Below are 24,661 nucleotides of genomic sequence, written 5' to 3'. Positions count from 1 at the left end.
CCTCAATCAGGGTTATGTGGCTTCTGTGAGTTATTGCCTCAATCCCAAATGCCCGAATCCCTCCGATCCAGCCAACTCTGGCAAATCCGCGTGTATCCACTGCGGGTCAGAACTTTTGTTGCAAGGTCGATATCGGCTAGTCGCGCCTCTCGGAGGCGGCGGCTTTGGCAGAACATTTGAAGTGGACGACAACGGCGCCCGAAGAGTGCTCAAAGTCCTCCTCAAAGAACATCCCAAAGCTGTAGAACTGTTTAAGCAAGAAGCCGACGTGTTGGTCAGGCTCAGACATCCAGGTATTCCAAAAGTCGATCGCGACGGTTATTTTATATTTACGCCCGCTCACAGCACAGAGTCTTTTCACTGTCTGGTGATGGAGAAAATTGCTGGGGCCAATTTGCAAGACTGGCTGAAACATCGGGGCCGCCCGATTAGCCAAGAACAAGCTGTGAACTGGCTCAAACAACTGTCGGAAATTTTAGACCAAGTTCACCGCCTCAACTATTTCCATCGCGATATCAAGCCGCACAATATTATGTGCAAGCCAAACGGGCAGTTAGTGCTGATTGACTTCGGGACTGCTCGGGAAGTGTCGGCGACTTATTTCGCTAAGGTGGGCCAGGGGCAAAATGTGACTGGTATTGTGTCCCCCGGCTACACGCCACCGGAACAAACTAATGGCAAGGCTGTTCCGCAGTCAGATTTTTTTGCTCTGGGGCGCACTTTTGTTTATTTGCTGACTGGAAAGCCCCCGACTGCGTTTCCAGAGAACCCGCGCACGGGCAGATTAATGTGGCGCAAAGGAGCTCCTCAGGTTTCCGACGCCGTGGCTAATGTAATCGATTATCTGATGGCGCCTTTTCCGGGAAATCGACCTCAAAGTCCGCAGATGGTTTTGCAGTGCTTGGAGGAAATTAAACTCGATGGCGCGGAAAGTCAGTTGCCGACTCAGTTGCCGACGACGGGGCAAACTAAACTTCGCGCAACTGCCGGGGCGTCTGGGGCGAAAAAGCAGAGTTCCATAAACCGCCTCAGACCTCTGAATTCGGGATTGAACAAGACCGAGAAAGATGTTTTTGATTGGAAAAAGAAGTTGCTGGCGGGTACCGCTGTTTTGATGGTGAGTATTGGCGCGTCTCAAATTTACGGTTCGCTGCGTTACGGGGTGTTTCCGGCAAACCCGGTGTGGCTGCTTTCTACTTTACCTAGCACTCATTTATTGCAAAAAAGTTTAAATAATGCCGGGAGTGTAAATGCGATCGCCCTGTCGCCTAACGGTCAAACTTTGGTGAGCGCAAGCTCTGGGACGATTAGAATTTGGAATCTCAGGACGGGACGGGAGCAGACTCTCAAGTCGGTGCATTCTCAAAAATCGGTCAATACGGTGGCGGTGAGTCCTGACAGCTCGCTTTTGGCCAGCGGGGGCGACGACAATAATGTGATTATCTGGGATTTGAAGACGGGGCGACGGAGACGGACGATTCCCGCTCACAAAGCCTCCGTCAACGCGATCGCTTTTAGTAGGGACGGTCAAACTCTCGCTAGCGGCAGCGATGACAAAACTGTTCGCTTGTGGAATGTCAGAACTGGCAGCAGGTTGCGGACGTTGAGCGGCCACGCCGGAGGAGTAAACGCGATCGCTTTGAGCCGGGACGGTAAAACTCTGGCTAGTGGCAGCGATGACAAGACTCTGCGTTTGTGGAATCTCAGCACCGGAGAAGTCAGAAGAATTATCACAGGGCACGGGGGCCCGGTTACTGCTGTGGCTTTTAGCCCGAACGGGAAAATTGTCGCTAGTGCTAGCACCGACAATATGATCCGTTTGTCGAACGTGCAAGACGGGAAGCGCACCCGCACTTTTAAAGGGCATTCGGGCTGGGTGAGGACGATCGCCTTTAGCCCGGACAGCCGCACTTTGATCAGCGGGGGCGGAGATATTATAGTTTGGGATTTGAAGACGGGAAAAGAAAGAAGCACTCTTCCTGGTCACAGTCAGTTTGTGAGTTCTGTTGCTATTGGCAGAGATAGCAAGACTTTTGTGAGCGGCAGTCCCGATCGCACTATTAAGATTTGGCGAATGCCATAGTCCTACTATTTTAGATCTTAGATTTTAGATTGAAGAGTCGAGGCGAGCGAGAAATCCCATCCCGACTCCGAGGTGGAAGTCTGGGCATTGCCCGTCCTACAACTGTTACTTGCCGCAATTGGCAAAAGTAGAAAACAGGTTAAATTCTGTAACTCTCCACGCTTGCCATGTCTGGGCGCCAGCAAAAAGACTGTACCTAGTTATGCTTTTATCGCTGTCCACATAACTTTGCCAACTTAATGAAGCAACAGTTGGATACTGGGCAGGAAACTCCCCTGGTATAGGACTTACTTGGGAGCTCATGTTCCATCCTACTTGCTTGCTAAATTCTTGGATTTGACCTTCGCAAGTTCGACAGCTAGAACCGCCCACTTTCTGCCAAATCTCTAACTGCGGAGTCAATCCATATTTGCCATTGCTCGATTGCATCCACATCTGATCGATCGCGCGGAGGTTCGGACAAGACAGATTGGCGGAGTTGTTGCGGATCAGAGAGACTGTTTCTTGATCGGCTTCGTACCATTTTTTGGCTTCTAATAAGGATTGAAGTTTGCTAAATTCGCTGTTGCTTTCTTGTGAATGAGCGGTAAATGCTGGTTGCAAAACTGCAAGAAATGTGCCTATTAATGCGAGTGATGGTTTGCCAAGTTTAATCATGATGTTCCTCTGAGCAAAAGTGATTTAACAAATGACCAGTTTACCATCTATCTCTAGAGAGAGATGAAATTTTCAGAACCGAGGAGATTGGGAGCAACGCCTGTCAAAGAAGCTAAAACTTCACCGCTGCTGGCTACTCTAATTAATGTGCCGTTAGTTCCAGGGGAAATTGATAGCTGTCCGAAGGTCAAGCCATTGATTAATTGAATGGTATCTTGAGAGTTGGCGAAATCAGAGATTGTATCAAATCCCAACCCTGCACCTAAAACAAATACATCGTTGCCCGCGCCGCCGACTAGATTATCGTTGCCCAAACCGCCGTTGAGAGTGTCAGAACCTTTGCCGCCATAAAGGATATCGTTGCCGTCGCCGCCATTTAAGAGATCCGAAGCCCGCAAACCGGTCAGCACGTCATCACCTTCCAAACCGTTGATGATATCGTTGCCACTGGTGCCAGTCAGGTTGTCGTTGCCGTCCGTGCCGTTGATGACGTTTGGAGTGCGGCTGGTGTCCACAACAAAAATGTCGTCTGTATTGTTAGTATCCCCCGGCACTATGTTGGAGGCATTAGAAGAAAACGCCACAAACCGCCCGTCGGCTGAGATGGAGGGGCTGCTGGATAAAATGTTCCCCTGATTGCCTGCTAAGCCTACAGAGACGCGAGTGGTGATATTGGTGAGCGTGTCCCGCACGAAGATGTCTCGGCTATTGTTAGTATCACCCGGCACTATGTTGGAGGCATTAGAAGAAAACGCCACAAACCGCCCGTCGGCTGAGATGGAGGGGCTGCCGGACTGAAGGTTCCCCGGATTGCCTGCTGAATCTACTGACACGCCGGTGGTGGTATTGGTGAGCGTGTCCCGAACGAAGATGTCGAAGCTATTGTTAGTATCCCCCGGCACTATGTTGGAGGCAAGAGAAGAAAACGCCACAAACCGCCCGTCGGCGGAAATGGAGGGGTTGTAGTAGAAACGGTCCGCCTGATTGCCTGCTGAGTCTAATGACACGCGCGTGGTGGTATTGGTGAGCGTGTCCCGCACGAAGATGTGTGACTCACTGTTAGTATCCCCCGGCACTATGTTGGAGGCAAAAGAAGAAAACGCCACAAACCGCCCGTCGGCTGAGATGGAGGGGCTGCCGGAGCCACTGTTCCCCTGATTGTTTGCTGAGTCAAAACAGAGGCGGGTGGTGGTATTGGTGAGCGTGTCCCGCACGAAGATGTCGTAGCTACTGTTAGTATCCCCCGGCACTATGTTGGAGGCAAGAGAAGAAAACGCCACAAACCTCCCGTCGGCTGAGATGGAGGGGGTTGTGGAGTTACTGTTCCCCGGATTGCCTGCTGAGTCTACAGAGAGGCGGGTGGTGGTATTGGTGAGCGTGTCCCGCACGAAGATGTCGTAGGTATTGTTAGTATCCCCCGCCACTATGTTGGAGGCATCAGAATTAAACGCCACAAACCGCCCGTCGGCTGAGATGGAGGGGCTGCCGGAGTTACGATCCGCCTGATTGCCTGCTGAGTCTACAGAGACGCGGGTGGTGGTATTGGTAAGCGTGTCCCGCACGAAGATGTCGAAGCTATTGTTAGTATCCCCCGGCACTATGTTGGAGGCAAGAGAAGAAAACGCCACAAACCGCCCGTCGGCTGAGATGGAGGGGTTATAGGAGCCACGGTTCCCCAGATTGCCTGCTGAGTCTACAGAGACGGGAGTAATGGTCATAAGCCCTCACATTTAAGAGTACAAGTTTGGAGATTTCCTAATGTTACCCACAGCAGACAAGATAGCCCTGCTCATATTCCCCGGCCGTTTTTGGCAAATTCATCAACTGTTTGCTGCGATAATTCATGAACTGCGATCGCTTGCAACAGGTCAAAAGGCAGTGTCAAATGATGTGCTCCAGCTAATAAAGTCTTCACCGCTTCTTCGGGCGATTTAATGCTAGCTGCCAAAATCTCAGTATTAGTTCTCTGCAACACATTTGCCATATCCCGCACTAAGGCAAAACCGTCTCCTAGGAGTCGGGTGGCGCGATTCACGTAGGCGATCGCATATTTAGCCCCCGCTTCTGCTGAGACAACTGCTTGTGATGCGCTGTATATCGCCGTCACCGCGCAAGGAATTTCCGGTGACAAATGCGCTACTGCTTGGAAACCCGCAGCCGTTGCTGGAACTTTCAAAACTGTTTGCCGCCCGATCAACTCAAAAGCGGCTTTTCCTTCTGCTACCATGCCATCAACATCAGATGCCATTAGCTGATAATACACTTCCCCAGGAATCAGTTGTGCCAGTTGTTTAAGGGTTTGCTCAGGAGATAACTCGCTTTTTGCCAAAAGTGTCGGATTAGTAGTAATTCCCCCTATCCATCCGAACTTGCTCGCCCGTGCGGCTTCCGCTACAATTGCAGTATCCACATAAATTGCCATCAGCTCTACACCTTCAGTTTGTTAATATTTCCCAGATGGTTGCTTGCAGATTGATATAAATCCGAGCGAAATTAATTGTTAATTTTTAACAATATCAGAATCTCGGAAATATTACTGTTAAGTAAATATAACACTTCAGTGATGTGCATCATCGGTAGTAGTGCGTGAGTTTTGAATTTAACAGGACTTAGGCTCAGAAACCCCGTTTCTTACAAAAAATGGGTGGAGGACGACCTATCTGTGAATAAATCGGCTTTCTGCGGAAAATTGGCTAAGTGCTATTTAAGATAGCTAACAACTGAAATCAAAACTTTTAAGTCAGTTGGTAACTGCGATTGTCGGGTAAGAAAAACTTGACTCCCCAAATCCCGGATACAAACAAATTACATTTGTAGTAAGAATTATGTATGCAATAACTCCAGGAGGTGACTCAGAAAATGACCGAAGAAAAAAATCAGCAGCCACAAGTCAGCCTTGAGACATCTTCTGAACAACCTCAGTTGGAAAAGTCAGCAGAAACCGCTGAAGAATTCTCGATAAATCTTAAGTCTGAAACTCTGTCTCAAACGGTTGAAAATAACGCCGAAGACCGTTTGAAGGCTCTAGGGCGCTTAATGATGGTGAGCCTAACTTGGTCGCTGGCGGGGCTTTCCAAACGCGAGTAAGTTATAGAACCCTACCGCAACGGGCGAGTTATGATTTGTGAGTTGTGTTGTAAGTTTTGAGTTAAACAAAACTTACAACTCCCCGACTTACATGATGTCAGGTTAGTTGTAAGAAAATCCGTTTTTAGTGAAAACTTTAGTCCTTAAAGCAAGGACTAAAGTTTTCAACAGAGCACTCATAACTTTTCTTTAATTCCTTCAAACGGCCCTAAAAAAGTCGGTTCTGGACGGGTAACGCGCACTTCCCAAAGCGCTTTGAGGACTGCCAGAAATTCGCGGAAACTGTAGCGAATCATGCTATTTTGGCGAAATTTGCCCCAATCTGGCGTTCCTAAGCCGATCGCCTCTACGCCCAACTGGCGGCAGGTATAAACAGCGCGGGCTAAGTGAAAGTTTTGGGTAACTAAAACAGCCTGGGTTATGCCAAAAATCTCTTTCGCCCGGTAGCAACTTTCATAGGTGCTAAATCCGGCATAATCGAGAATGATATTATTAGTCGGTACGCCCTGTGCTTCGGCGTAGTCCTGCATTGCTTGGACTTCGTTGTAATCGACGCTGCTATTGTCTCCTGTCATCAAAAGTTTGTCCACTCGCCCCGCTTTGTACAAATCGACGCCTGCTTGGACTCGATCGGCTAACATTGGGGTTGGAGTGCCGTCTTCCCAAACTCCGGCACCAAAAACTATAGCGATGGATTCAGCAGGCACGTTAGCTATATCGCTGTGGCGGTAGTTGCGGGTAACAAGTCGGACGTAGTAGTTGAGGGCTAGGGGTGTGAGCACTGAGGTTAATATTAACAGCCCGATGGCAAGGCGCCATTGAAATATAAAGGATTTAGGCCACATAAATTCAAGTTAACTTCCTATATAATTACACAAACAGCAACCTTCGCGGGTCTAAAAATTATCAAGTTACCTAATTTACATTATATTGACAAAAATATGATTCAACAACAGCAAAACTTTGAATTGCTGGAATCACTTTTATGGGAACCCAAAAACGGCTATTTTTTGCTAGACAGACATCTTCAAAGATTACAGCTATCGGCTGATTATTTTAATTTCCCCCTATCGCTAACAGAAGCAAGCAAAGCTTTACAAGCATTAAGTATGACTTGCGGGTTAGTCAAACAAAAAATACGGTTAACAATATCTTGTGAGGGAAACATAACATTACAAGCTCAGACACTAGATAGCGGTATCTTAAAAATCGGTGCATCTGTGGGAATTGCCCGCAAACCGATCGATTCTCAAAACCCATTTCTTTACCACAAGACAACTTACCGATTGCCTTATACAATGGCTTTGGAGTCGCAGCCCGAATATCAGGATGTCTTTCTGTGGAATCAAGATGGAGTTATCACCGAATCCACGATCGCCAATATCGTGATCGATACACCCGCAGGTCTAATCACACCTCCCGTCAAGTGCGGTTTATTACCGGGGACGTTTCGTTCTCAACTTTTAGAGGAGGGAAAAATCAGAGAAGAATTAATTACCTTAGATGATTTGCACAGTACCCAAACTCTATTTCTCATTAACTCCGTTAGGGGTTGGATACGCCTCAAAAAAGAAGTAATCCGAGATGTTTGGAAAGTTGTCAGTAATGACTGAGATAACGCTTTCAATCGATTTTAGTAGCGTGCAAACTCTGCACATTACTACTACAGATAGTGTCAAAATTGACTCGTTGCGTAAGTCTTGAAAGTGTTAACCAGAGTGCAATATATTATGAAACAAATACAACCTTGGTATTGGCGAAAGCTTCCCCTAAATCAGCGCAGCGGATCTGAGATTTTTCAAATTTTATTTCTCGGTCAAACTGCCCACCGTGCAGGCTCAATATCGGATTGTGTCCCCCGCGATATGGCCGTTCTGCTAGAAAGTCCAGTTACATCTTCTACTAACTTGGCACGATATTCTATTTGTGCAGGTTCTCCCCGGATAATTGATGGTCAATCTCAGCTATGGACACCGCCAGTCGGTGAAATTTTACCTTTTTTACGCGCTCTTTTGGACTCTCAAAAGCAAAATTTAGCAGTGAATGTACCGCCGGAAATTCCTTTTACTGGGGGTTGGTTGGGATGGCTAGGTTATGATTTAGCATGGGAAATCGAACACCTGCCCCAACTCAATACCGATCCGCTTCCTTTCCCGGTTAGCTGTTGGTACGAACCAGAATCTTTTGCGGTTTTAGACGGTCAAACGCAAATTCTCTGGTTGGCTGCGAGTCAACCTTCTCACCTCGATGTTATGCAGCATCAATTAGAGCAAACTGATCGAGAAATAATCGAGAATAATTTACCGGAGAATTATCAACAAAATTCCGCTACTCCTATTTTTCACCTATCTCAGAGTCAGTATAAAGAAATAGTGCAAAAAGCTCAGAAGTATATTCATGCCGGCGATATTTTTCAGACTAATTTATCTTTGCGGTTTGAAGCCCGTACAGATTGCAGTAGTTGGTCAATTTACCGCGCTTTGCAACGGATCAATCCTTCGCCTTTTGCAAGTTATTGGCAAACTCCGTGGGGGGCCATAGTTAGTTGTTCGCCGGAAAGACTCGTTCAATTATTAGGAAAAAAAGTGGATACTAGACCGATCGCGGGAACGCGACCGCGAGGTTTAACCGGCATTCAAGATGAGCAGTTAGCACAGGAATTAATAGAGAATATCAAAGAAAGAGCCGAACATATTATGTTAGTTGACTTAGAGCGCAACGATATCGGGAGGGTGTGTGAATGGGGCTCGGTAAAAGTTAACGAATTTCTGACGATTGAACGCTACAGTCACGTGATGCACCTCGTCAGTAATGTTATCGGTACATTAAGAGGAGATTGTGACGCGATCGACTTAATTCGAGGGGTATTTCCGGGCGGTACGATTACAGGTTGTCCGAAAGTGCGCTGTCTGGAAATTATCGAAGAATTGGAACCCGTGAAGCGCAATTTATTTTACGGTTCCTGCGGTTATTTGGACTGGCGCGGCAACCTGGATTTAAATATTTTGATTCGCACCCTTTTATATGCCCCAAAAAGTGACGGTACGACCGGGGGAATTGTTTGGGGACAAGTGGGTGCAGGGATTGTTGCTGATAGCGATCCAGAAAGGGAATGGCAGGAATCGCTGCATAAAGCTCAAGCTCAAGTTAATGCTTTGAAATTAGCACAAATATTTGATTAGATGCGTGTTATATAAATTGAATTGTTAAGACTGTGGAAAATTTAGATTACCAATTTACTTTGGATGTAATACTGATTGAAATAGAGAAAAAAGAAGATTTCTTGTATTATTAATGTTAGGAAACTGTTGGTAGGGTGTCGCCTGATAGTGTTTTTAGCGATCGCACTGTGAGCCAGATTCTGGGCGAACTCATGGATATTAGACGAGACTGCCAAAGCTGGTTAGCTGTTGGATAAGCTCACTATCACGATCGGAAAGGAAAAGCACAAGCAATTAACCAAACCCCTCAATGGCTGATTCCTGCCAGAATTTATGAGACTTCTTCAACAATTCTTGTGGGGCAGGCATCCTGCCTGCCCAAGACTTGCTTTTCACTCCTATGTGTATTGATTGTCCGAACCTACTGCCTCAGAAATAGAACTAAATCCCCCTTCTTCTAACTTTTGCAACAACCCTTGTAGAATCCGGCGCACCATCCAAGGCCCTTCGTAAACCCAACCGGTGTAAACTTGAATTAAACTCGCACCGGCGGCTATTTTTTCCCAAGCATCTTCGGCGGTGAAAATGCCGCCAACTCCAATTATGGGTAATTCGCCTTTTGTATATTGCCAGATAAATCGGATTACTTCTGTCGATCGCTCCCGCACAGGAAGTCCGCTAATTCCCCCGGCTTCTTCGGCGATTGGTTGGCCTGTTTCTCGCAATATTTGTGTTTTCAATCCATCGCGGCGGATGGTGGTATTTGTGGCGATAATTCCTGCTAGTTGGTAGGTTTTTGCTAAGTCGAGGATTGATACGATCGCCTCCGACTCCAAATCCGGCGCAATCTTGACTAAAATTGGCTTGCTTCCCTGATTTTCTTGTTGCAAAATTTCCAAAATTGTGCTTAGCCCAGCAGCATCTTGGAGCGATCGCAACCCAGGCGTATTCGGAGAGGAAACGTTCACTACAAAATAGTCGCCCCAATCTTTCAGCAGCTTAAAACTCTCCAAATAGTCGGCTGCGGCTTGCTCTAACGGTGTTACCTTAGATTTACCGAGATTGATGCCCAAGGGGAATCGAGACTGAGGCATGGGGCGCGAGGCATCGAATTTTGAGTGTTTCTGTGCTGCCTGAAACCGGGCTGCCATTGCCGCGGCTCCTTGATTGTTAAATCCCATGCGGTTGAGGGCTGCACTGTCCTGAGTCAATCGAAACAAGCGAGGTTGGGGGTTTCCCGGCTGTGGTTGACAAGTGACAGTGCCGAGTTCGGCAAAGCCAAAGCCAAAATTTGCCCAAATATCGGCAGCTACGCCGTTTTTATCAAATCCGGCGGCTAAGCCGACAGGATTGTTAAAGCTCAGTCCCCACAAAGATTGTTCGAGGCGAGAATCTTGAACTCCCAAAGATTTCTGCAATCGCCAGAGCATTTGGCTGGTTGCGGGGTTTGACTGGGTTCTGGCTGCGAGTTCGAGAACTTGGAGAGTGCGGTTGTGCAGCCACTCGGCATCGGTTTTCAATACGGAAAACAACAGCGGGCGTACACTTGATTGATAAATATCCAATGATTTGTACTGGGGCAATTTACAAATTAGAAATGAGAAGGGAAATAAAAATATTCAGGAGCAGACAGTGAAGGCGAAGTTTTTACTTCAACTTCGATCGACTTTATCCAATGTTTTAGATTGAGGGATAAGTGAGACGATTATATTATAAGTTGATTCTTTTGCATTTTAATTTTTTGAATTTTTAAGTTAGTAATTTTAAATTAGACAAAGGTGCGGGGAAGCTTGGAAATGGGGCAGCAGCAAAGACCAAAGGATTTAGACGAACAAATCGCGACCTTGGAGCGCGTTCTCCAGACTCTCCGAGAAGAGGAGAACGTTGAAGTGCTACTTTCGACCACACTCGGTTACTTGCAAACGGAATTTGACTGGCGGTTGATTTGGATCGGGTTGTACGATCGACAGGCCCACCGATTGTTCGGAAAAGGCGGCATGACTCCTAACGGCGACCTGTCTTTTCTCAAACAGCGCTTTGCTCTCAGTCCGGGGGATTTGCTCGAACAAGTGGTGATTCAGCTCCGGCCGGTGGGAGTCCCGGATTTGCGATCGGAAAGTAGAGCCGGAGAATGGCGCAAAGCAGCTCAAACTTTCAATATTCAAGGCACGACTCTGTTTCCGCTCCGCTACAAAGACCGCTGCTACGGCGTGATTTTGCTCGGCACAGACCTGTGGGGAGCGTCGCCAAAGTCGGGGGAAAAAACCCAGTTGGCGATCGTATTTGGAGCGCTGGCAACTGCTCTTTATCAAATAGAAAAAGACTGGCAGCGACAACAAGTTAAACACCCAGATGAGTCTCTTTTAGCGCTGCTTTCGCAGTTGGGAGAATTGCGATCGCTCGACCAATACTTGCAAGCGGTGGTCGAACAAACTCATGAATTTATCGAGCCGACGCGCACCAATGTTTATTGGTTTGAGCGAGAGCGACGCTATTTTTGGCGCCGAGTCAGCAACCGCGAAGTTGCTCCGGGTTTGGGCGGGCCGAGCCGAGCGGCTTCGGGCATCACCGTTCAAGACTTGGGCGAATTTTATCAGGCTTTGGGCAGAGAAGAAATGGTTTGGATCGGTGAATCTCAAAGTTCTCTGAAAACTGAGCTGACGGGGCGGTTGATGCAGCAAATCCGCGCTCGCTCTCTGTTGGCTGCGCCGATTGTTTCAGAAGGGGAATTGTTGGGATTTTTGGCAGTCGAAGCCGGCGAGCCCCGGATTTGGCAAGACAATGAAAAGCATTACCTGCAGGGAGTGGCGCAGTTAGTGGCTCTGACGGCTCCGGTGTCGGAGATGGAGGAGAGGATTCAGCAAACTGAGATCGATCGAGATTTAACTGCCGGAATAGCTCACGCCATCTACAGCGATGCTGACTGGGAGGCGACTTTGAAAAATACCGCCGAACAGTTGTGCGAGCGGCTCAAATGCGAATACTTTTTGCTGCTGCTGTACGGCGAAGAACAAAATCGCTTTGAAATTGTCTGCCAAAATCTGCCCCGCAACCGCAGATCAGTGCCGTCGCCACTCAACGCCCTCGATGTGGCTGACGTGGGGCTGTTGCAAGAAAGCGAACCTGTGGCGATTGAAAATTGGGAGGAAGACGGGCGGTTGGGTGCTTGGCGGGAAGTGTTGGGGGAGGCGGGGGTGCGATCGCTTTTGGCATCGAACACGAGGGGGAAAAAGAAAGAGGGAGAAAACCCGAATCTAAAATCGAAAATCGCTAATCGAAAATCGATCGAGGGTTTGCTGGTTGTCGGACACAATGCAACTCGCACTTGGAGGCGATCTGAGCAAGAATTAGTTCGGCTAGTGGGCCAACAGCTAGGATTGATCCTGCACTCCTGGCAGCAGAGTGCGGAAATCGACAAATATCAGCACTTTGAGCGATTGCTCAAATCGGGTTTGGCGGTTTTGCACCATTCTCCTGATGAGCAATCTGAGCAAGAGATATCTGCTGCTTCACCGACGATGTTCCCAGAGTTGCCGCTACAAAAGCTCGATCGTAACTTTGCTCAACACGTTTCCCAGACACTTTCCTGTCCTTTAGTAGCCCTAATTACTTGGAATCCCGGTCAGGAGGAAGGTTCCATCGTGGCGACGGTAGCTGCCAATCCCGTATTTGCCCTCAATCCCGAGGCGGTGATTCCTGTCAAAACAGATGCCTTGATCCAACAAACCCTGGCAGAAGCGGGCGTGCTGCAACAGAGCACGAGCCAACTGCCGCTGGCGACGAAGCGGTGGCTCCGCAGTCCGGGAATTGGCGAGATTCTGACGGTGGCGCTGCGGACTGCCCCAGAACACGCTCCGGCGGGCATTGTGGTGGCTGCGGACGCTCCGGGCCGCCAGTGGTCGGAGTTGTCGGTGAGTTTACTCAGCTCGATGGCGTCTCAGTTGGCTTGGTGGCGCAGGTATTTGGCGGTGCAATCGGCCCAGGAGTCGCAGCGATTGGATCTGGAGCTGCTCAACTGGTACAAACAGCGCCGTTTTGAGGAGTTTTACCGCACTGTGGGAGCGGGGGTGAAGGAGTTGGGGGAGTTGAGTCAGTCGATTTTGCAGTCGGCGAAGGAGCAAAAGGATGCTCTGAAAATTTTGCGCTACCAACAGGTTTTGCGGCAAATTGGCAATGCTTTGGGGTCAACTCATTTGCTGCTGAAACAGGAACAGTGGCGGCTGCAATTCGGACAAGATGCGGTGCCTGTGAGCGCTTGGCTCAGGCGATCGCTCGATCGAACGGCCTCCCTGGTCAAACAGTCGCAAGTCTTGCTGGAAGTGCACAGAGAAATTGCTGTGTCGATGCCTGCGGGTCAGACTTTGAGCGTTCGCGGCGACAGCATCAAGCTGGATTTGATCTTGTGCGAATTGCTCGCGGCGGCTTGCAGGCGCTCTGCTGTTGGCGCCAAGATTGAGATTCGCTCTCAGTTGTTGGGAGAAGATTGGCTAGAATTGTCTGTGAGCGATAGCGGCGCGTGCGATCGACAGTTAATTGCTGCCTTCAACGGCGGTTCCGGGCCGGACATATTAGCCGTTTCTACTTCCAATAGGTCGATCGTGCAAAATCTCTTAGTTTATCAGCGAGCGGTACGCTTAATGGGGGGAAACTTTTCTATAGAAATGTTAGAAAACAATTTAATTGTGGCTCGTTTGGTGCTGCCCCTAGCCCATTCTTAAAATTCTGTACCGGCGATTTCACCCCAATCTGTAATTCACATACGAGGTACTTATAAACCAGCCCCTACCTAACTTCTAGCGGTAAAGTGCTTCAGGTGCACGCTACATAATTAGGTTCTGCGTCCAAGAGTGGATAATTGATATCAACTCGGTTTGATTCGGACTTGTATTAGATCGAGTTCTGTTAGGTCGTAAGATTAAATGAACCGCGAAGACGCTCATAGCGCGAAGGAAGAACTGCACCTTCTTCTTTCTCTTCCTTCGTGTCCTTTGCGCCTTCGCGGTTTAATCATTCCGATGCAACCGGATGCGATATAACATCCAAGGTATTAAAAACCCTCTGCCTAAACCGATGAAGTAACAGTTTCCGCCGCCTCAGAACTCGGGAAAAACCTTTGAGTAATCCAAGCAGTTACAATATGAGAAAGCAATCCCATCGGCCCAGCAAAAAAACACAAAGCCAAAGAATGAACCGTCCAAACTCCTGTCCGCTGTCCTTCCAAATAAATCCAGCGCCCGACAAACAAGTCCATCACTAAAAAATGTATCCATCCCGTAGCCGCCGCCGTTTCCTCCCCCAGAAACTTAGCAATATCTGCTAGCTTGGGATTGGACAAAGCAGCCGCATTTTCCGCAGTCAGACTGCTACCAAACAAATATATGTACAAAACGGCTAGCACTGCAAACGGAATAAAGGAATTCATCACTTTTCGGGTAATTCCCCAGTTTGGTAATAAAATCATAATTGCCCAGAAAGGCACAACGAACAGATTACCGACATTAAAAATTAGTTCTGGTGTCATAGTTGGCTCTTGGCTCCTGCGAATGCAATTCAATTAAGGATGTTAAGATTACTTTACACAATTTTTGCCGAAATTTCTCAAAAGCCGAAAAAAATGTCATTCACAAATGAAATAGAATTGCTATACTTATCTAAAATTTAAAATCTCGCATCTAAAATCGATTAAGGCAGCACAGCCCATGACAACTTATAATAACTTTCCCGATTTGTGCAAGCAAAAAGAGAATCTCTCGCTTGATGCTAAACATACGGTAGAAATACTGTTGCAAATATCAGATACTCCCGAGTGCGATCGAGCCAACGCACTGCTTTCTAATACAACAGAACTTAACCTCAAAAATCTTCAAATTACCGATATCAGTCCCCTCTCATCTTTCACTAAACTTACTAATCTTATCCTCGGCAGCAATCGAATATCTGACCTCGCTCCCCTGCAATCTTTAACCAATCTGAAAACTTTGATTATGGATGTTAATCAAATATCAGATATCAGCCCGCTTTCATCTCTAATAAATCTGAGTCAACTCGTTCTCGATACCAATCAAATCTCAGATATCAGTCCCCTAGCAGGTCTAACTAATCTTACCGCACTTGTCTTGTTTGACAACAAAATTTCCGACATCACTCCGTTGCAAGCTTTAACGAACTTAAATGCGCTGATCCTCTACAACAATCAAATTTCTGATCTCGCTCCTTTGACAAATTTGACTGCCCTCGATACACTATACCTTTACAATAATAAAATATCGGATATAACCCGGCTTAGTTCTTTAAAAAATCTCACTACGCTCTTTCTATTCGGAAATAAAATATCTGACATTACTCCGCTGGCATCGCTAACTAACTTAAATAAATTGGTTTTATTCCAAAATCAAATCTCTGATATTAGTCCTTTGACATCGCTCACTAATTTAATTGAACTAAACCTCGGTAACAATCAAATATCCGACATCAGCCCGCTGAAATCGTTAACTAATTTGACTGAACTTTATCTGTTCAACAATCCGATTTCCGATACCAGCGCGCTGCAAGCTTTAAATAATTTATTTTTGCTAGACTTGTACAACAATCAAATCTCTGATATCAGTTCCCTGCAATCTTTGCAAAAGTTAACTACACTGGACTTGCGCGGGAATCCCATTGTTAATAAAATTTGCCCTGTCAATCCTGAATCTATATGTCGGTTTTAATTATTAAGGCCGAGGCAAGAGGGCAGTTTATAGAGTATAATGTTGAACGTCAATATCAGGAGAAAGTGATGAGTGGACACGATGCTTTGATGTTAGGATTGCTGCTGTTGCCCGGTTTGGCTTTGTCGATCGCAATTCTGGGCGCTTTTGCCGCTGGTGGATAATCAGTCTTTAGCACTCATCAGCGCTCCAGCAAGCAGTTTACTGGTTCCGAGAGGGCGGGTTTATCTATTTGTTGAGTTGCCGGAAATATCTTGGGCAAAACCCGCCCGCTTCCTCTACCAATTTACAAAAATTGTGCTGTCACATCCGAATTTACCAAAGTATTCGCGCACAAAATACCCGATGCTGCGACGGCGGGGACGCCAATTCCCGGCATGGTGCTGTCTCCCACCCGATACAAGCCTTTGACTGGTGTTTGCGGCCCGGGAAATGTGCCTTTTCCGGCGGCAATTGCAGGCCCGTAAGTTCCTTGATATCGGTGCAAAAATCGGGCGTGGGTTAGCGGTGTGCCGAGCGACTCTAAAACTATTCGCGATCGCAAATCCGGTATAATTCTTTCTAAAGCTTGAAACAGAGATTGCGATCGCTCTTGCTTTTTCTGGTGATACAATTCGCCATATTCCCAACCTTCGTAAGGTTCCAATGTATAAGCGTGAACGGCGTGATGTCCGGGCGGCGCCAGAGTTGCATCCCACACCGTAGGAATCGAAATCATGCAAGTATTTCCGGGTACTGTAATGTCAATCTTGCTGTCGTGAACGACGACGTGGTGGCCGGTCAAACCTTCGAGTCCTTCGGCTTTAATTCCTAAATGCAGGTGCATGAAACTCTCTACTGCGGGCATCGACAAAGCGTTTTTTCGGTAGCTTTCCGGCAAATCTTCAGGTCGCAGTAATTTTGTATAAGTATCCCAGATTGTGGCATTTGAAATGACAATTGGGGCGCTGATAACTTCGCCATTTTGCAAGCGAACGCCGGTGGTTTTGCCGGATTCAACTAATATTTGCTCGACAGAAGTTCCCAGGCGCAACTTTCCTCCCCAGCGCTGCAAACCTCTCACTAAAGCATCGACGATCGCACCGCTGCCACCTACAGGATATTCGATCGCACAGCGCGATCGTTCGCCAATCATAAAAGCTATTTCCGGCGCGACAGTTCCGTGCGCTTTCAAACCCGACAGCAAAAAGCACTCCAAATCAATCAAACGCCGCACCCAAGGATCGCGCACATCCCGATCCATCAAGGAACCGGCAGAGCCCGCGATCGCACCTACTAGCGGCAACAGCTTCAGCAAAGCAGGCGAGTACCGAGACAGCAAAACAGGTATTAACTGCCAGTCGGATCTCAGCGCTAAAGCCGGAATTCCACGCAAAGCTTCATACAAAACTAATAAGTTTTGTTGAAATTGCTGTAATTCTACAGCACCTTGCGGTGCGAACTTAGCTATAGCATCTAAGTAACTTCTCGCATCAGCATAAACCGGTAAACTTCCCTCTGGAAAATGGTAATGCCCCAGCGGATCGTAGGAAATTGCTGCGATCGATTCCTCCAAAACATCAAAAACTTGCCGCAAAGGATTGAACGACCGGGGGTCAGTCAAACCGCAATAAAAAGAAGGCCCCGAATCAAAGTGAAATCCCCGGCGCGAAAAGCTGTGAGCTGCCCCGCCCGCTATTGTGTGGCTCTCGCAGACGAGCACCCGCTTGCCGTAGCGAGCTAGCATCGAGCCGGCGACTAAGCCGCCAATACCGCTGCCAATTACGATCGCATCAAAGTCTTGCATTTATCAAATATGGTATAATTGTATTATTTCTTACTTACTGTTGACAGGGTAGTTTTATGGGAGGAAAACTATGAAAGCTTTATCTATTTTAGATGAAGTTGTTCGCGAATTAGAACAAGACCTCAATATCTCGCGCATTAAAAAAATAATATTTTTTGCTTGTAAAGAGTCCTGGGAAAACGATCCGGCCCAACTCGCCAGCGCAGATCTAAGGATTTTAATTGAAGAACTGTGCGCCAAATACAGCAGGTTAGAAGATATTGAAGCAGTTTTAAATAGTATAGTCTCTAAGGTTAATAAAAAAACCGAGTATGCTTTAGTAGCAGACCTCATAGTCTGTCAACTTAGCAGGCTGTATGAATTTGAAGATTTCACCAAATTAGAAATAAACATATCGAGTTTTGGCGGTCAGGAAGCTCCCGCATTTGAAGAGCACTTTAGTTCGGAAATACCCAGCAGCGAAGAAAGTGCAAGAAACCCCGGCAAATTATTTGATGTCCGACAAAAAATTTTGCAGCAAACAAATCCGCTAAGGGCGAAGATCCTAATTTTTTCTACTCTTTATCACGAGTTTACTTTTAGCGATCGCGATTGGCTCCTGCTGAAAACTCAAGAACTTGACAATCTACTGCGACAACTGTTTAATGTCTGTGGCAGCCTAGCCGAACTGGAATCTCAGTTGTACAGAACTGCTAGCAATCTCGACAACAGAGATGAAAACGACCAAGCTGCGAGCGTAATCATCAAAGCGATGAATCATTGTTACGCAAAAATGCAACAGGAAGAACCGGATGAAGCCGAATCTTCGGCTAGTGAAGATTACGATCAGACACATTTAAACAACAGTGTTTATGAAGAGAGGGAGCTGGTGGACAGACGCAGCGATTATTTTGATCCAGGCGAGATTACTCACATCCTTCAAGCTGCTCCATCTCACTATCATTATGACCCCCAAAAGAGTTATTTAGTGCCGGACACGGCAGAAAATGTACCGTTTAAAGAACCCGAAACCAGCAATAATTATGCTACCGATTTCAGACCGGAAATGGTAGAAACATTCCCCGTTGCAGAAATGCCGACTATTATCGAAACTTTAGAACCGGCGGCTCCTGTTATTATAAATATTAGCGATTCCATCAAACGCAAGTTGGAATTGGAAGAAGAAATGACAGAATTAGTCAGTCAAAGTGCTAACTCCGCAACGGCGCAAATAGAAAATATATTCACCAAGTTAGAAGCTGCTTTGAACGGAAAATTTTCTACGGGAAGTCCAGAGGAGCGTTTGTACTGGAAATATAAAAATCTCAGAGAGTATGTAGGAAAAGTTCAGAAGTTTACCGATAAAATGCTGGAAATTTTGATCGAATTGGAGTCAAAAGAAAGCGGTAAATATCCTTCTGAAATCACAGAAAACCTGGATGACAATATTTCAGACATACCGCAGGAAAACTCTACCCATAAAGCAAATCAGTATCAGCTTCTGGAAATGGCAAAACAAGGCAAACCAAAGGCGATCGCCCAATTGATTAATCAATTGCTACAGCCTAAAGGAATTGCTGCTACAGCGGGATTTAAAGACGGTTGGCTCCATGTGATTCTAGAGTCTGCTGAAGTACCAAACCAACAGGCGACAGCTACATACATTCACAAAAAACTCTGTACTTTAAAATCAAAATATCTTACTCATGTGAAAATTCACGGGCGACAGTTAGGTAATAAAACAGTCTTTTGGACTCAAGAATTTGTCAATCAAACTCATTAAATGCCCTACTCAAGTCTGGGGTAACACAAACTAAGTCCGCTTGCGTCAACTGAAATTCAAGAAATTTCATCAAATTTCTCAGACTCAAGTCTGGCGCTACAAAAACTAAGTCCGCTTGCGCGAACAGACATTTAACAAGTCTAGAAATAGCAGATTGTACCTAATTAACAACAAAAACCAATATGAATGCCAGCGAAATTTTAAGGCGATATACATCAGGAGAACTAGATTTTCAAGGTATGAATCTCAGAGGGGTATACCTGAGCGGTGCCGATTTAATTGGCGTCAATTTAAGCAGTGCTGACCTCTGGGGTGCAAACTTAGCGATGTCGTACCTGAGCAGAATTAACCTTCAGCGCGCCAATTTAACTAATGCAAAGCTCTGCGGTGCTAACTTAAATCAGGCAAACTTGAGCGGAGCAAATTTGTCCGATGCAGACTTCCACGGAGCGACTTTGCAAGGTGCAGACTTTCGCAAAGCTAACATCTCTTTGGCAGTTTTTATTGATGCAAATTTGAGCGATGCAGATATGCGAGGTGTCAACTTGCAGGGTGCAGATTTGCGCGGTGCGTGCTTGCGGGGTGCAAATTTGCGGAAGGAGCTGCGGCTTTTTGAGGGTGCAAATTTGCGGGGTGCAAATTTGCAAGGTGCAGATTTGCGGGGCGTCAATTTACAAGGTGCAGATTTGACTAAAGCTAATCTCAGTCACGCTAATTTGACTGAAGCATTTCTGGGAGAAGCAAATCTGACTCAGGCAAATTTGAGCGAAGCTATTTTAGATGGCATATTTTTGACTGAAGCAACTTTGGTAGAAACAAATTTTTCCTGGGCTGTAATGGCCAATGCTAAGTTGGAAAGAGCTGTGTTACTTGATGCTGAATTGGCGGGCGCTAATTTGCGCGGTGCATTTATGACTGATGTTAAGTTGAGCAATGCTAATTTAATTATGGCTGACTTGAGTCGAGCTAATTTGGTGCGGGCTGATTTGAGTCGAGCTAATTTTAATCAGGCAAATTTGAGTGAAGCTGATATGACTGATGCTTACCTGGCTAGAACAGATTTGCGGGAGGCAAATTTGCACCGCACAACTTTGATTAGGGCAGACTTGAGCACGGCTAATTTAGCGGGTGCTCAATTGCGCGGTACAATTATGCCGAATGGAGAAATGCACGGGTAATTACTTCTAGTAGCAATTTAAGGCTGTCGCCAAAAGAGTTAATCTTCCACCCTGTGATTTAACAATTATTAGTAAAAATAAGCTGGGTAGGAGAGCCGTCATTAATTTAATAGTTAAGGCCATTTTGTAGCATTCACAACTGGAGGGCAATGCTGTGTTAGATACAGGAAAAATTTTACAAGAACGTTATCAATTGCAACAGCGTTTAGGACGCACAGCGGCCGGTCATCAAACTTGGCTAGCAGTGGATTTAGAGTCTCAAGAACAGGTGACGCTGAAAATGTTAGCTTTCAGCCCCGAAATGCACTGGGAAGAACTCAAGCTTTTTGAAAGAGAGGCACAAGTTTTGCAGGCGCTAAATCATCCCCGCATTCCTTGCTATCGAGATTATTTTTCCCTAGAGCGGGAAGCCGGAGCAGGATTGCCTTGGTTTGGGTTAGTGCAAGATTATATTCCGGGATTTTCACTTCAGGAATTGTTAGAAAAAGGCAAGAAATTTTCAGAAAAACAAGTACGCAAAATTGCCACTGAAGTGCTGGAAATTTTAATTTATTTGCATGAATTAAGCCCCCCTGTTTTGCACCGAGATATTAAGCCGAGTAATTTAATTTGGGGGGAAGATCAGCACGTTTATCTAGTAGATTTTGGGGCGGTACAAGCTCAAGCGGCGGTGACAGGTGTAACGTTTACAGTGGTAGGAACGAGTGGCTATGCACCCTTAGAACAGTTTTGGGGGCGGGCGGTGGCGGCTTCGGATTTGTATGCTTTGGGAGCTACTTTAATTCATTTGTTAACGGGGATGACTCCTGCGGATTTGCCACAGAAAGATTCTCGGATTCAGTTTAGCGATCGCGTGAGTGTGAATCCCACTTTGGTAAGCTGGATTGAGAAGATGACGGAAATCGCCTTAGAAAAGCGTTTCAGCAAGGCTAGAGAGGCTTTAGCAGCTTTGAAATCGGGAAAAATACAAGGGGCTAATCTTCAAATTCCGACTGTTTGGAAAATTGCTAAACCACCTCACAGTCGCATTCAAGTTAGCAAATCAGCAGCGGAGTTAAACATTAAAATTCCGTCTACTTTAGCCAGAAAGCCTTTTTTAGGTGCTTTTATAGGAATATTAACTATACTGCTATCTTGGCCGATAGTTTTAGCATATTTGCAAGTAAATGTCAGTATGGGATTAGGATTTTTTCCGCTTGTAGCAAGTATGTTACTTAAGATTTTGGGCAATGGTACTAAAATTACATTTAACCGGAACTACTTTAAACTGGAACATCAGATATTTGGTTGGAGTTATTTAGGACAAAGGGGGGAAGTTTCTGAGATTTTGGGTGCTTTTCTATACCATACTTATCAGGGAAATCAAATCAGGATTCGTTCAGGTAACGAGAGGGGAACTTACTTTTATACTTTAGCAACAAATTTGAAAGAGGTTGAGGCGGCTTGGTTAGCGCAAGAAATTCAAGATTGGTTAAATTTAAGATAAATTTTTGTAGGGCGAAGCCTTGGTGATTAATTTTTTTTGTATAATAGACGTCTCCCAACTAAAAATTGGTGGCGCGCTCACTTCTTATAGGGTGTCTAAAATACAGCAGATTCCAGGTTCATTAAGTACAGTAGCAACAGCTTGTAAACCAGACTGCTTGATCAAAAAATTGATGCTACTTTAAAAGAGTTATGCCAAGGCTTTCAAAAAAAGACCCCAATCAAAGTCAGTATATCTTATTACGCGATCGCCCAAAAAACATTGAATTTTAATTCAAATTTATTCCTTCACAGGCAAAACTATGGCAAACTCAGTGCCCACTCCAGGCTCGCCATTCACCTCAATGCTTCCGCCATGTTTTTCTACCGCAATCTGGTGGACAATTGCCAGCCCCAATCCTGTTCCTTTGCCGACACCTTTCGTCGTGAACAAATGGTCGAATATCTGCTGTTTAAATTCCTCTTTGATCCCAGTGCCGTTATCAGCAATTTTAATTTTAATGTACCCTTCGCCGACTATATCCGTGCGAATCGTGATGCGGTTGGGATTGGCGGTAATTTCGCTAAAAGTGCGTCCTATATTTGACTCTTCTAAGGCATCGATCGCATTGGCAAGCAGGTTCATAAAAACTTGATTCAATTGACCGGGAAAACATTCGATTTTAGGGAGATTGCCGTATTTAGTTATCACTTCGATCTGCGGGCGGTGTTCGTTTGCTTTGAGGCGGTGTTTCAAAATTAAAATAGCGCTATCAATGCCTTCGTGAATATTAAAAGGAACTTTGTAGTCTTTGTCGCCTCGGGAGAAGGTACGCAAACTGTTGCTGATGCTGCAAATGCGCTCGCATCCGAGTTGCATTGAATCAATCATCTTCGGTAAATCTTCCAAAAGATAATCGAGGTCTATCTCTTCCGCGTGGTCTGCTATTTCGGATTGCGATGCAGCGGAGCGATACAATTCTAAGTGTTCGATAACATCTTCCAAACTTCTTTTACCTTCGCTTAAATTGCCAGAAATAAACCCAATCGGATTGTTAATTTCGTGTGCGACTCCCGCGACTAAATTACCCAATGCCGACATTTTCTCATTTTGCACGATTTGCAGTTGTGCTTGTTGTAAATTTTTTAAAGTTCGTTCTAGCTGTTGATTTTGCTCTTGCAAAAGTTCGGCGGCTCGCTTGCGCTCAGTGGCATCAACACCCAAACCAATAATCCCGATCGTCTCGCCCTGGGAATTTTTTAACTGCACTTTCGTGATTTCTAAATCGTGTAGTTTGCCATCAACAAGTCTGAGAATTTCGCTGGAGTAATGCGGCAAATCTTGAGCAAGGCAGGCGGCATCGGAAACCAGACAGCCCGCTGCATTTTCCCCCAGTATATCTTTATAATGCTCAACAGCTAGGAAATCGCTCAGAGGCACGCCCACATCTTGAGAAAATGTCTTGTTCAAAAACTGTACTTTACCACTGGGATTCACCATCCAAATCCAAATCGGAGCGACATCAAGAATCGCTTGGAGCATTTTCTTCTGATCGGCAAGCTGAGCTTCGGTTCGGCTAATTTTTACTAGCGATCGCTCTAATTGTTGGTTGTAATCCTGATATTTTTTATATAGCAGAGCATTTTGCAAACAGATGGCTGCCTGGGAACACAGGAGATTGAGAAGTTGCAGGCGATCGCGGGTAAAAACTCTTGCGGTTAAGCGATTTTCCAGATACAAAATGCCGACTAAGTTGCCCCGATCGAGAATCGGCCAACACAACAGGCTCTGCGGTTGGTATCTGAGGATGTAGGAGTCGGAATCCCAATCACGTTGTTGAGCGAGATCCCGAATAATCACAGGTTTCAATAAATTTTTAACGCAGTCAACAATTTTGAGGGGCAAGATATCTCTGTTTTCATCGAGTGTTGCCGATGATAAGTCGATCGCCCACTCGAGTCCCGAATTGTCGAGCGCGCTGGTAGCGGCGATATCCCATTGATTGCCGTTGGGCAAAATCAGCGCTCCTTTGTCAGCTCCTGTATTTTTCATCGCCAGTTGCATCAGTTTGGCAATCAGTCGATCGAGTTCTCTTTCACTAGAGAGCGCTTGACAAGCTTTTAGCAGCGTTGAAAAATTCCCGAAATCTGAGACGCTCGCCGAAACAGACGGATGAATGGATGGATGAATGGATGGATGAAGCGATTGATTTGGCCCCGCAGGTGTTGGAAAATTTGCTAATGGATTTGCAGGGAGTTTTGCAGGTTCTAAAATCGGTTTTAATAATTGAGGATAACGTTTTTCTAAGTCATCAATTTTTGCTCTATCTCCCCAGCGGACATAGCAATCATAGGCATCTATCATGTAGAGTCGGGCAATTTTTTCCCTTCCTAATGACAGGTAAAACTTAGCAGCGAGTTCGCAGGCAAGAGCTTCTTCATTGACATATTCGTTAGCTTTAGCTCCGGTAATAGCTCGATCATACAATTCCATTGCTTCTGCTGTCTGTCCCAAAACGCCCAACAATTCTGCCTCAACCAGATCGAACTTGTGTTGGTAATTGATCGGTGTATGATGCGCGAATTCTTTTAGTTTTTTCTGACTAGCCCCAACGCGCTTAAGGATTTGTTGGCGCTCCGCCGGTGCGGCATCTGCATAGATTGCCAAATCTGCCAGCGCATCATAAAAGTCGTGCATCATCGTTACTAGCATCAAAACACCATTCCCAAGATAAGGTTTGCCTCCATTTCCCCTGTCGATTGGCTACGGATT

17 protein-coding genes are annotated in these 24,661 nt (G+C 46.1%); 9 read left to right on the top strand and 8 right to left on the bottom strand.

Annotation, left to right across the window (positions count from 1 at the left end; translation table 11 throughout):
* Nucleotides 1-16: 16 nt before the first annotated feature.
* Nucleotides 17-2,083 carry a serine/threonine protein kinase gene (locus D0A34_24355; GenBank protein UNU21560.1) on the top strand — a complete coding sequence of 689 codons (2,067 nt, stop codon included), beginning with the start codon at nt 17-19 and terminating at the stop codon, nt 2,081-2,083.
* A gap of 105 nt (nt 2,084-2,188) precedes the next feature.
* On the opposite strand, the gene D0A34_24350 is transcribed toward D0A34_24355, so the two are convergent.
* From D0A34_24350 to D0A34_24340, 3 genes are all read right to left on the bottom strand, one after another.
* Complete coding sequence (locus tag D0A34_24350; protein ID UNU21559.1) at nt 2,189-2,740, bottom strand: hypothetical protein; 552 nt, start codon at nt 2,738-2,740, stop codon at nt 2,189-2,191.
* A 53-nt stretch (nt 2,741-2,793) separates the two neighbouring features.
* On the bottom strand, nt 2,794-4,458 hold the full coding sequence (locus tag D0A34_24345) for a calcium-binding protein (protein ID UNU21558.1): 1,665 nt from the start codon (nt 4,456-4,458) through the stop codon (nt 2,794-2,796).
* Between the two features lie 71 nt (nt 4,459-4,529).
* A complete protein-coding gene (locus D0A34_24340; GenBank protein ID UNU21557.1) occupies nt 4,530-5,162 on the bottom strand; it encodes a transaldolase in 633 nt (210 codons plus the stop codon).
* A 437-nt stretch (nt 5,163-5,599) separates the two neighbouring features.
* Between D0A34_24340 and D0A34_24335 the strand changes: the two genes are divergently transcribed.
* Entirely contained in the window at nt 5,600-5,827 is a 228-nt protein-coding gene (locus D0A34_24335; protein UNU21556.1) for a hypothetical protein, read from the top strand.
* A gap of 176 nt (nt 5,828-6,003) precedes the next feature.
* On the opposite strand, the gene D0A34_24330 is transcribed toward D0A34_24335, so the two are convergent.
* Nucleotides 6,004-6,672, bottom strand: coding sequence for a hypothetical protein (locus tag D0A34_24330; protein UNU21555.1), 669 nt, complete (start codon nt 6,670-6,672; stop codon nt 6,004-6,006).
* 96 nt (nt 6,673-6,768) lie between these two features.
* On the opposite strand from D0A34_24330, the gene D0A34_24325 reads away from it, so the two are divergent.
* Complete coding sequence (locus D0A34_24325) at nt 6,769-7,440, top strand: hypothetical protein (GenBank protein ID UNU21554.1); 672 nt, start codon at nt 6,769-6,771, stop codon at nt 7,438-7,440.
* A gap of 117 nt (nt 7,441-7,557) precedes the next feature.
* Entirely contained in the window at nt 7,558-9,009 is a 1,452-nt protein-coding gene (locus D0A34_24320; protein ID UNU22447.1) for an anthranilate synthase component I, read from the top strand.
* Between the two features lie 377 nt (nt 9,010-9,386).
* Here the strand turns inward: D0A34_24320 and D0A34_24315 are convergent, their stop codons facing one another.
* Nucleotides 9,387-10,553: a quinone-dependent dihydroorotate dehydrogenase gene (locus D0A34_24315; GenBank protein UNU21553.1), complete on the bottom strand. Its 1,167-nt coding sequence runs from the start codon at nt 10,551-10,553 to the stop codon at nt 9,387-9,389.
* A gap of 231 nt (nt 10,554-10,784) precedes the next feature.
* Between D0A34_24315 and D0A34_24310 the strand changes: the two genes are divergently transcribed.
* Nucleotides 10,785-13,706, top strand: coding sequence for a GAF domain-containing protein (locus D0A34_24310; protein UNU21552.1), 2,922 nt, complete (start codon nt 10,785-10,787; stop codon nt 13,704-13,706).
* Between the two features lie 344 nt (nt 13,707-14,050).
* On the opposite strand, the gene D0A34_24305 is transcribed toward D0A34_24310, so the two are convergent.
* The gene (locus D0A34_24305) at nt 14,051-14,509 is read right to left on the bottom strand and encodes a DUF4281 domain-containing protein (protein ID UNU21551.1); all 459 of its coding nucleotides are present in this window, start codon (nt 14,507-14,509) and stop codon (nt 14,051-14,053) included.
* A gap of 178 nt (nt 14,510-14,687) precedes the next feature.
* Here D0A34_24305 and D0A34_24300 point away from each other — a divergent pair, with 178 nt between their 5' ends.
* Nucleotides 14,688-15,698, top strand: a complete 1,011-nt coding sequence (locus tag D0A34_24300; GenBank protein UNU21550.1) for a leucine-rich repeat domain-containing protein — start codon at nt 14,688-14,690, stop codon at nt 15,696-15,698.
* A gap of 286 nt (nt 15,699-15,984) precedes the next feature.
* Here D0A34_24300 and D0A34_24295 read toward each other — a convergent pair whose 3' ends face one another.
* Nucleotides 15,985-17,484 (bottom strand): FAD-dependent oxidoreductase, encoded by a 1,500-nt coding sequence (locus D0A34_24295; GenBank protein ID UNU21549.1) that lies wholly within the window; start codon nt 17,482-17,484, stop codon nt 15,985-15,987.
* Between the two features lie 70 nt (nt 17,485-17,554).
* Between D0A34_24295 and D0A34_24290 the strand changes: the two genes are divergently transcribed.
* The 3 genes from D0A34_24290 to D0A34_24280 all read left to right on the top strand — a co-directional run bounded on the left by D0A34_24290 (nt 17,555) and on the right by D0A34_24280 (nt 21,910).
* Entirely contained in the window at nt 17,555-19,246 is a 1,692-nt protein-coding gene (locus D0A34_24290; GenBank protein ID UNU21548.1) for a hypothetical protein, read from the top strand.
* 182 nt (nt 19,247-19,428) lie between these two features.
* Nucleotides 19,429-20,424 (top strand): hypothetical protein, encoded by a 996-nt coding sequence (locus D0A34_24285; protein ID UNU21547.1) that lies wholly within the window; start codon nt 19,429-19,431, stop codon nt 20,422-20,424.
* A 154-nt stretch (nt 20,425-20,578) separates the two neighbouring features.
* Nucleotides 20,579-21,910 carry a serine/threonine protein kinase gene (locus tag D0A34_24280; protein UNU21546.1) on the top strand — a complete coding sequence of 444 codons (1,332 nt, stop codon included), beginning with the start codon at nt 20,579-20,581 and terminating at the stop codon, nt 21,908-21,910.
* Nucleotides 21,911-22,189: 279 nt separating this feature from the next.
* On the opposite strand, the gene D0A34_24275 is transcribed toward D0A34_24280, so the two are convergent.
* Nucleotides 22,190-24,601, bottom strand: a complete 2,412-nt coding sequence (locus D0A34_24275; protein UNU21545.1) for a GAF domain-containing protein — start codon at nt 24,599-24,601, stop codon at nt 22,190-22,192.
* Nucleotides 24,602-24,661: the final 60 nt, after the last annotated feature.

The sequence above is a fragment of the Microcoleus vaginatus PCC 9802 genome, from assembly GCA_022701275.1.
Taxonomy (GTDB): domain Bacteria; phylum Cyanobacteriota; class Cyanobacteriia; order Cyanobacteriales; family Microcoleaceae; genus Microcoleus; species Microcoleus vaginatus_A.
This window is presented reverse-complemented; position numbering and strand designations above follow the sequence as displayed.